Raw genomic sequence first — 8,437 nt, forward strand, 5'->3', positions numbered from 1 at the left:
CGTCCTCGGTGGCGACCCGGCGGAGCGCCGCGGCGAGCCCGGCCTTCGCGCCGGCGCCGACGAGCAGACCGGACACCTCGTGCTCGACGAGCTCGCGCGGGCCGGAGTGGCAGTCGTAGGTCACCACCGGCACGCCGGCCGACATCGCCTCCTGGGCGACCAGGGGGAAGCCCTCGGTCTTCGACGACATCGCGCAGACCGCGGCCCGCGCCCACTCCGGGGCCATGTCGGGCACGGCACCGGGCAGCTCGACCCGGCCGGCCAGTCCGGCCTTGGCGGCGTGGGCGAGGAGCTCCTCGCGGAGGGGGCCGTCGCCGAGGATCCGCAGCCGCCAGCCGGGGGCGTCGTCGGCGATCTGCTCGAAGGCCCGCAGGAGGTGGATGAACTGCTTCTCCGCCACGATGCGACCCGCGCTCACGATGGTCCGCGAGTCCAGCGGCGAGCGGGCCTGCGGGGCGATCGGCAGCGGGTTGGGCATCACCACGATCTCCGGCGCGGTGTCCCCGAGCTCGGCGCGCAGCCACGACGCGGCCGATTCGGTGAGCAGCGCCACCGTGGCGGCCCTCGGGGCGAAGGCGAGCAACGGCTCCATCCCGCCGACCCGGTCCGCGGACGAGCGGTGCTCCTGGTGGACGACGGCGACCTCGCGACGTACCAGCATGATCGCCGCGGCCAGGAGCGCCGGGGTGACGGTGACCAGGACGTCGACGTCGAGGTCGGGCAGCGCGGCCTCGAGCCCGACGTCGGTGAGCGCGGAGAACTGCCCGTCCCAGCGGGCGGGGACGAGGAGGGAGGGGCGGCGGTGCCGCGGGTCGTCCTCGCGCACGTCGACGAGGTGCTCCACCGTGACCGCCGGGTCGATCGAGTAGTGCGGCTCGTCGGCCGTGCGGGTGACCGAGAGCATGCGGACGTCGACGTTGCCGCGCCGGGCCAGGGCGTTGGCCTGGGTGATCGCCGAGCGGGACGTGCCGCCCATGCCGTCGAGGTTGAGGAGCAGGAAGCCGACCCGCAGCCGACCGGATCGACGCGGGCCGGAGCGGTTCAGGCGGGGCGCGATCTTCACGCCGCCACCCTAGGGGTCGGGCTCAGAGCCCGGTGATGCCCTCGCCGGTGCCGCCTGCCTGCTGGTCGAAGTTCTCCTGCTCGAGCAGGTGCAGGACGGGGACGCCCACCTTGCGACGGGCGCGGGAGGTCCAGTCGACGTGGAAGAACTCGGCGACCACGTGCGGGCGGGTGAGGATGATCGCCTCGCGGGCACCGACCTCGGCGATCTTCGCGGTCAGCGCGTCGACCGGCGGCTGTCCGGTCACGGCGCCCCGGGCGGTCGCGCCGGCGGCGGCGAGAGCCGACAGGGTGATGGAGAGGTCGCGGTCCGAGTGCTCGCGGCACTCCTCGCGGACTGCCTCCAGCTCCTCCTCGCTCATCGCCATCGCCGGGGCCGACATGACGTCGCCGGCGCCCAGCATCCCGACCGACGCCTCGACGCGCGCGGCGGCGTCCTCGAGGGGCATGAGCACGTGGTAGATGACCTGGTCGACGATCTCGCTGTGCAGCGAGCGCACCTGCTCGGCGTCCTGCCGGCTCAACCCCTGCTCGACGAGGAGCACCACGTCGTAGGTGCCCTGCCCGTCGTTGATGTCGTCGCCCGTGACGTCCGGGGTGCCGTTGTCGCTGGTCTCACTCAAGGGAATCGCCTCCACTCAGAATTCTAGCCAGGTCGTAGCTCACCGGTTCCTCCAGCTGGTCGTAGCCGCACGACTCCGGGTCACGGTCCGGGCGCCACCGCTTGAACTGGGCGGTGTGCCGGAAGCGGCGACCCTCCATGTGGTCGTACTTCACCTCGAGCACCCGCTCGGGTCGCAGCGGGGTGAAGCCCAGGTCCTTGCCGGCGCTCCAGCGGCTCTGGGTGCCGGGGACCCGGTCGGGGTTGGCGGTGAGGAACTCCTGCCACTTCCCCCACGGGTGCTCCTCGATCGGGCACACCAGCGGTGCGAGCTCCTCGATCAGCTCGGCCCGGCGGGCGGCGGTGAAGGACGCGCTGACGCCGATGTGCTGCAGCTCGCCGTCGGCGTACAGGCCGAGCAGCAGGCTGCCGAGCAGCGGCGTCTCGGCGGTGGAGGTCTTGTGCTCGCGGTAGCCGGCGACCACGACGTCGGCGGTGCGCTCGTGCTTGACCTTCATCATGGTGCGACCGTTCTGGACGTACGGCGCGTCGAGCGGCTTGGCGATCACGCCGTCGAGCCCGGCGCCCTCGAACTCCTCGAACCACGTCCCCGCCTCGACCGGGTCCGTGGTCGTGCGGGTCAGGAAGCACGGTCCGTCCAGGTGCGCGAGCGCCTCCTCCATCACCGCCCGGCGCTCGGCGAGGGGCCGGTCGAGGTACGACGTGTCGCCGAGGGCGAGCAGGTCGAAGGCGACGAACCCGGCGGGTGTCTTCTCGGCCAGCATGTCGACGCGGGACTTCGCGGGGTGGATGCGCTCCTGCAGCACCTCGAACTCGAGGCGCTGGCCCACGGCCACGAACACCTCGCCGTCGAGCACGACCCGCTCCGGCAGCTGCTCCTTGATGGCGGCGACGAGCTCGGGGAAGTAGCGGGTGAGCGGCTTGGTGTTGCGGCTGGTCAGCTCGACCTCGTCGCCGTCGCGGAACACGATGCAACGGAAGCCGTCCCACTTGGGCTCGAAGCTCAGGCCCCCGTGCTTGGCCGGGTCGGGGATCCCCGCGACCGCCTTGGCGAGCATCGGCTGGACGGGCGGCATCACGGGCAGGTCCACGCGGTCGACCCTAGTCCTCGCCGCGGAGGGAGAACGACCGCAGCCGGTCGCCGCAGAACCAGACCCCGCCGACCGTGACGACCACGCTGGCCAGCACGGCCCACGGGACGTTGGTCGGGTCGGGCAGCTCGGTGGAGACCTCGTGACCGATGCGCAGCCCCCACTGGGCGACGCTGAGCCACGCCACCCCGCTGAGGAGGTTGCCGAGCAACCCCTCCCAGATGAGGACGAAGAGCAGCGACACGATCACGGCGTGGCGGGTGATCGCGGAGACGGCGAGGAAGAGTGCCGAGTACGTCGTCCCGGCGACCACGGCCGCCAGACCTGCGGCCGTCGCCCGGTCACCGCCACCGGCCACCAGCGCGGAGACGTAGAGCGGGAGCGCCCCGGCGACCATCGTCGCCGCCCAGGCGACCACCCACTTGCTGAGCGCCACCGCGTGCCGGCTGACCGGCTTGGAGAGCAGGTAGACGATCGAGCCGTCGTCCACCTCCGGGCCGAGGACCGACGAGGCGGCGAGCACGGCCACCAGCGGCAGCACGACCGGGTAGCCCAGGCCCGGCAGCAGCGGCCACGCCGCGTCGCCGTCGGTGAGGGCCGCGATGGTCGCGGTCAGCGCGACCAGCAGCACGGGGAAGGCCAGCAGCAGCCAGAACCGGCGGCGGCCGAGCAGCGCCTGGGCGGCGAGCTTGGTGATGGTCACGTTGATCATCGGGCCACCAGGTAGGCGAAGACGCTCTCGAGCGACTCGTCGCTGGGGGAGAGGTCGTAGAGAGTGAGCCCGGCCGCCCGAGCCCACTGCGGCAGGCCGACGGCGAAGCTGCCGAGGTCGTCGACCTCGACGTCGAGGCCACCGTCGGGTCGCAGGCGGACGGCGCGCACCGACGACTGGGCGATCAGCAGGGTGGCAAGGGCGCGGTCGTCGCTGGAGAGGACGGCGTACTGCACCGGACGGTCGGTCATCAGGCGGCGGATCGCGCCGAAGTCGCCGGAGGCGGCGTGCCGACCGGAGACGACGACCTCGATGTGCCGGGCCAGGCGCTCGACCTCCTCGAGGATGTGGGAGCTGAAGAGGACGGTGCGGCCCTCGTCGCCGAGGCGGCGGAGCAGGTCCATCAGGTGCATGCGCTGGCGCGGGTCGACGCCGTTGAAGGGCTCGTCGAGCAGCAGCACCGCGGGATCGTGGACCAGCGCCGCGGCGATCTTGACCCGCTGGCGCATGCCCTTGGAGTAGGTGTCGAGCCGTCGCCCGGCCGGCTCGACCATGTCGACCTCGGCGAGGATGCGCTCGGTGGCGGCCGCCGCGTCGGGGAGGCGGTGCAGGTCGGCGTTGGCGCGGACGAACTGGCGACCGGTGAGGTAGCCGAAGCTCAGCTCGCGCTCGGGCACCAGGCCGATGCGCCGGTAGGCCTCGGTGTGCCGCCAGACGGGCTCGCCGTCGAGGGTGACCGTGCCGGCCGACGGGGCGAGGAAGCCGGTCATCATCGCCATCAGGGTGGTCTTCCCGGCACCGTTGGGGCCGAGCAGGCCCGTCACGCCGGGGGCGATGGTGAGCGAGACGTCGTTGACGGCGACGACGTTGCCGAACCAGCGGGACACGGAGTCGAGGACCAGCGTGCTCATCGCGAACCCACCTTCGCGAAGCGCGCCACGATGGCGGCGACGCCGGCCACCGCGACGAGGAGGGCGACGGCGAGGTAGACCACGACCCAGCTGCCGTCGGGCGGGGTGAAGACCGTGACCCCGGCGTCCCAGGCGGAGGCGAGGCCGTTGGTGAGCGACCACGGGGAGGCCAGGCCGGCGACGACGCCCACCTGGTCGGCGTCCTCCTGCGCGGTGATGGCCTGGACGGCGGTGACCACGCCCGGCACGACGACCAGGGCCACGATCGAGCCGACCACGGCGAATCCCCGGCGCAGCGAGACCGAGGAGATGAAGCCGGTGATGCCCGCCAGCATCGCCGCCACCAGCAGGAGCAGCGTCACCGCCTTCAGGAGGTCGGTGGTCTGCTCGCTGACGTCGAGCCCGGCGAGCAACCCTCCGGCGTACAGGACCAGCAGCGGCAGCACCGTGAAGACGAGGAGCGCGGTGGCCAACGACGCCCAGCGGGTGAGAGCGATGACGTGGGCCGGGAGCGGACGGGCGAGGTAGAGCACGATCGAGCGGTAGCGCAGGTCGCGGGAGAACAGCACCGGCGCCTGCGCAGCGGCGAACAGGCTCACCAGCAGCTGGACCTGGTTGGTGTAGCCGGCGTAGGTGAGCGGCAGGTCCGAGAGGCCCACGATGGTCACCACGCCGACGACGATGGCGGCGGGCAGCGTGCACAGGGCCAGCAGCAGGAAGGGCAGGATCTTGGACCTGCCCGAGCGGCCGAGGCCGAAGGCGTGCCGCAGGCCGGTGACGTAGAGGGTGCGGGCGATGGTCCCGACGCCGTCGCGTGGGCCCTCGTAGTGGCGGTAGCCCAGGTCGTGGATGACTCCGGAGCGCTGGTCAGCCACGCGGCACGCCTCCCGCGGTCGTGGTGCCCGGCGCGTCGTCGAGGAAGACGTCCTCGAGGTGGCGCCGGTCGGGCTGGAGGCGCATCAGCCCCAGGCCCAGGTCGGCGGCCGTGTCGCGCACCAGGTCGTGGACGGAGAGCCCGGCCGGCGCGGGCTCCACCGCGATCGCGGTCCCGCGCGGGCGGCAGACGAGCCCGGCAGCGGCCAGCGCCTCACCGAACCGGTCGCGCTCGGTCGTGCCGCCGACCACCTCGACGAGCAGGCTGCCGGTGCGCTCGAGGAAGTCGCCGGTCGCGCTGGAGCGCAGGAGATGGCCGGCGTCGAGCACGACCACGTGGTCGCTGACCTGCTCGAGCTCGCCGAGCAGGTGGGAGGTGACCAGGACGGCGATGCCGAAGTCGCTGCCGATGCGGCGCACGAGGGTGAGCATGTCGGTGCGCGCGGCCGGGTCGAGGCCGTTGGTCGGCTCGTCCAGGAAGACCAGGCGCGGGTCGTGGACCAGTGCCTGGGCCAGCTTGGCGCGCTGCTTCATGCCGGTGGAGTAGCCCCCCATCGGTCGGTAGCGCTCCTCGTCGAGCCCGACGTGGCGCAGTACGTCGGCCGACCGCTCCCGCGCCGCCGAGGCGCCGAGCCCGGACATGCGGGCCATGTGCACGACGAACTCGCTCGCGCTCACGTCGGGCGGCAGGCAGTCGTGCTCGGGCATGTAGCCCACCAGCCGGCGGATCTCCTCGCCGCCGGTGGCGATGTCGTGGCCCAGCACCCGCGCGCTCCCGGACGTCGGCTCGAGCAGGCCCAGCAGGATCTTGATCAGGGTCGACTTGCCGGCACCGTTGGCGCCCACCAGGCCGGTCACACCCTCGCCCACCTCGATGTCGAGGTCGGTCAGGGCGTGCACCTGCCCGTAGTGCTTGGTGAGCCCCGTGGTCTCGATGACCTGCTCGCTGTCCCCCGTCACGACGCCCACGCTAGCGGTGACCTCGGACACTGCCCATCAGGAATGTCCCTGATCCCTGTGGAGGTCTCGTGAAGGTCGTCGGGGCGACACGAGCAGGCACGCCCCGCTCGCCAGGACCAGGAAGGCGACGACCGGAGCGGCGACGAGGGGGATCCAGCCGAGTGCATGGACGACGAGGCAGACCGGTCCGGATGCGGCCACCAGGAGCTGTACCCAGACGGGCACCCGCCACCGGCGTCGGGCCACGAGGACGAGTCCGACCAACATTCCCGTACCCAGCCACAGCCACAGCGCTCCCCGCCCGGCCACCGCGAGTGCGTCACCCGTGGGCTCGAAGTAGGTCGTCATGAGGAGTCCGCGGACCAGCACCACGCCGCTGGCGAGGAGGGCGAGGACGAGGCAGAGCCGAGCGACGATGTCTCGCACCCGCGGATCGTAAGGCTCGTCGGACCGGGACGCAGTCCCCGCCTTGCTGGCCCTAGGCTTGGCCCCTCATTCCCCGGTTGGTCTGCCGGCAGGGCCCGCCTGACTTTGAATCAGGACTAGCGACGTAGGTTCGACTCCTACCCGGGGAGCTCGGTCCCCCCTGCTCATCGCTCGGGCGGGAACTCGTCGAGGTGGTGACGCGTGCCGTCGTGGGACTCCGTGGACCACCGGCCACCGGGGACGAAGCGGAGATCTCTCGGCGGGTCGACGGGCGGGAGCTCTTCTCGCGACGACGCCACCAGGTCGTCCTCCCAGAACACCACGAACGCCTGCCGCAGCGGGTCCAGCGGCCCGAACTTCTCCATGAAGAAGTCCCCCGGCGCGAGATGGACACCGTGCCGGAGGACAACGCGCCCCCACTGATCTGGGGTGACTACGACCGTCACCACCGGCGAGCGGTCATCCTGCCCCCGAAGCGCCAGCTCGAACCGGCCGGGCGCTGGCTCCCTCACCTGCCCCTCCTTGGCCAGGCCGTCGAGCAGCATCTGCCACTGCCGGGAACGGTCGGGCAGGGCGGCCGTCGAGAGGGTCTGTGCCCCGAACCGGTGTCGCTGCACGTGCCTCGCGGCGGCACGCTGCACCCTGCGCGCGACCTCGGGCGCGTGGTCGGCCGGGTCGTCGTACCCGCTCAGCCTCCGCCACTCGGCGTCTACCGGCAGGAGGAACGACCCCTCGGCCGGTACGCCGTCCAGGTCCGGGGCGGCAGGGAGGTCGAGGACGAAGCCGAGCTCCATCATCGGCGCGTGCTCGCCCGCTACCACCCGCGCCGAGGTGACCCGGACGTCGCGCCCGAAGCCGTCGTACCGGTCGATCCCGTCGTCGGCCTGCCCGTACGGGTCGGCCGGGTCGATCCCCGTGGGCGAGGGGTTGGTCAGGATCGCGAAGAGCTCCCGTACGTACGCCGCGTCGTCCATCGCCCCATCCTGCCGTCCGGGCGCCCCGGAGGCGGTGAGTCAGCCACCTTCGAATGCGACGGAATGTGGGTCACTCACCGCCCCGGGACCCGCCGAGCGGCGTCGCTGGCAGACTGCGGGCATGGACAACCTCACCGTGATCGTCCTCGCCGCGGGCGGCGGCACCCGCATGAAGTCCAAGACGATGAAGGTGCTGCACCCCATCGGCGGACGCAGCATGATCGGGCACGTCCTGCGTGCCGTGCAGGCCGTCGAGCCGGAGCGGATCGTCGCCGTGGTGGGTCACCAGCGCGAGCAGGTCGGCCCGCACATCCACGCGCTGGTGCCCGACGCGGTGCTGGCGGTCCAGGAGACCCAGGACGGCACCGGCCACGCGGTACGCATCGCCATGGAGGCGCTGGGCGAGGGCGCCTCGGCGACGGGGACGGTCATCGTCGCGGCCGGCGACACCCCGCTGCTGCGCGGCGAGAGCCTGCAGGCCTTCGCCCACGAGCACGAGGCGGCGCAGCGCGCGGTGAGCATCCTGTCCGGCGTGGTGGCCAACCCGTTCGGCTACGGCCGGATCGTGCGCAACGACGAGGGCGACGTCGAGGCCATCGTCGAGGAGAAGGACGCCAGCCCCGAGCAGCGCGAGATCGCCGAGATCAACTCCGGGATCCTGGCCTTCGACGCCGAGTTCCTCGTCGAGGCGCTGGGCAGGATCACCAACGACAACCACAAGGGCGAGTACTACCTCACCGACACCGTCCAGCTCGCCCGGGACGCGGGCCTGACCGTCGGCGCGCACACCATCGAGGACGTCATGC

General features: G+C 72.3%; 10 protein-coding genes and 1 tRNA gene. 2 read left to right on the plus strand and 9 right to left on the minus strand.

Annotated elements, in window-relative coordinates:
• From ACXJKL_RS08660 to ACXJKL_RS08695, 8 genes are all read right to left on the minus strand, one after another.
• Positions 1-1,063 (minus strand): glycosyltransferase (locus ACXJKL_RS08660; protein ID WP_457206658.1); only part of this gene is annotated, 1,063 nt, incomplete at its 3' end.
• A gap of 22 nt (positions 1,064-1,085) precedes the next feature.
• Positions 1,086-1,685, minus strand: coding sequence for a hypothetical protein (locus ACXJKL_RS08665; RefSeq protein WP_457206659.1), 600 nt, complete (start codon positions 1,683-1,685; stop codon positions 1,086-1,088).
• Positions 1,678-2,775 carry an ATP-dependent DNA ligase gene (locus ACXJKL_RS08670; RefSeq protein ID WP_457206660.1) on the minus strand — a complete coding sequence of 366 codons (1,098 nt, stop codon included), beginning with the start codon at positions 2,773-2,775 and terminating at the stop codon, positions 1,678-1,680. The genes ACXJKL_RS08665 and ACXJKL_RS08670 overlap by 8 nt, the downstream gene beginning before the upstream one ends.
• A 10-nt stretch (positions 2,776-2,785) precedes the next feature.
• Positions 2,786-3,487 carry an ABC transporter permease gene (locus ACXJKL_RS08675; protein WP_457206661.1) on the minus strand — a complete coding sequence of 234 codons (702 nt, stop codon included), beginning with the start codon at positions 3,485-3,487 and terminating at the stop codon, positions 2,786-2,788.
• Positions 3,484-4,398 carry an ABC transporter ATP-binding protein gene (locus ACXJKL_RS08680; protein WP_457206662.1) on the minus strand — a complete coding sequence of 305 codons (915 nt, stop codon included), beginning with the start codon at positions 4,396-4,398 and terminating at the stop codon, positions 3,484-3,486. Before ACXJKL_RS08680 ends, ACXJKL_RS08675 begins: the two co-directional genes overlap by 4 nt.
• Positions 4,395-5,273, minus strand: coding sequence for an ABC transporter permease (locus ACXJKL_RS08685; protein ID WP_457206663.1), 879 nt, complete (start codon positions 5,271-5,273; stop codon positions 4,395-4,397). Before ACXJKL_RS08685 ends, ACXJKL_RS08680 begins: the two co-directional genes overlap by 4 nt.
• A complete protein-coding gene (locus ACXJKL_RS08690; protein ID WP_457206664.1) occupies positions 5,266-6,231 on the minus strand; it encodes an ABC transporter ATP-binding protein in 966 nt (321 codons plus the stop codon). The genes ACXJKL_RS08685 and ACXJKL_RS08690 overlap by 8 nt, the downstream gene beginning before the upstream one ends.
• A gap of 36 nt (positions 6,232-6,267) precedes the next feature.
• Complete coding sequence (locus ACXJKL_RS08695) at positions 6,268-6,657, minus strand: hypothetical protein (RefSeq protein ID WP_457206665.1); 390 nt, start codon at positions 6,655-6,657, stop codon at positions 6,268-6,270.
• Between the two features lie 70 nt (positions 6,658-6,727).
• Between ACXJKL_RS08695 and ACXJKL_RS08700 the strand changes: the two genes are divergently transcribed.
• Positions 6,728-6,806 (plus strand) — tRNA-Gln (locus ACXJKL_RS08700).
• Positions 6,807-6,821: 15 nt separating this feature from the next.
• Here the strand turns inward: ACXJKL_RS08700 and ACXJKL_RS08705 are convergent.
• A complete protein-coding gene (locus tag ACXJKL_RS08705) occupies positions 6,822-7,631 on the minus strand; it encodes a hypothetical protein (RefSeq protein ID WP_457206666.1) in 810 nt (269 codons plus the stop codon).
• Between the two features lie 121 nt (positions 7,632-7,752).
• Between ACXJKL_RS08705 and ACXJKL_RS08710 the strand changes: the two genes are divergently transcribed.
• On the plus strand, positions 7,753-8,437 hold a 685-nt coding region (locus ACXJKL_RS08710; protein ID WP_457206667.1), incomplete at its 3' end, for an NTP transferase domain-containing protein.

The organism is Nocardioides sp. P5_C9_2 (genome assembly GCF_054049555.1).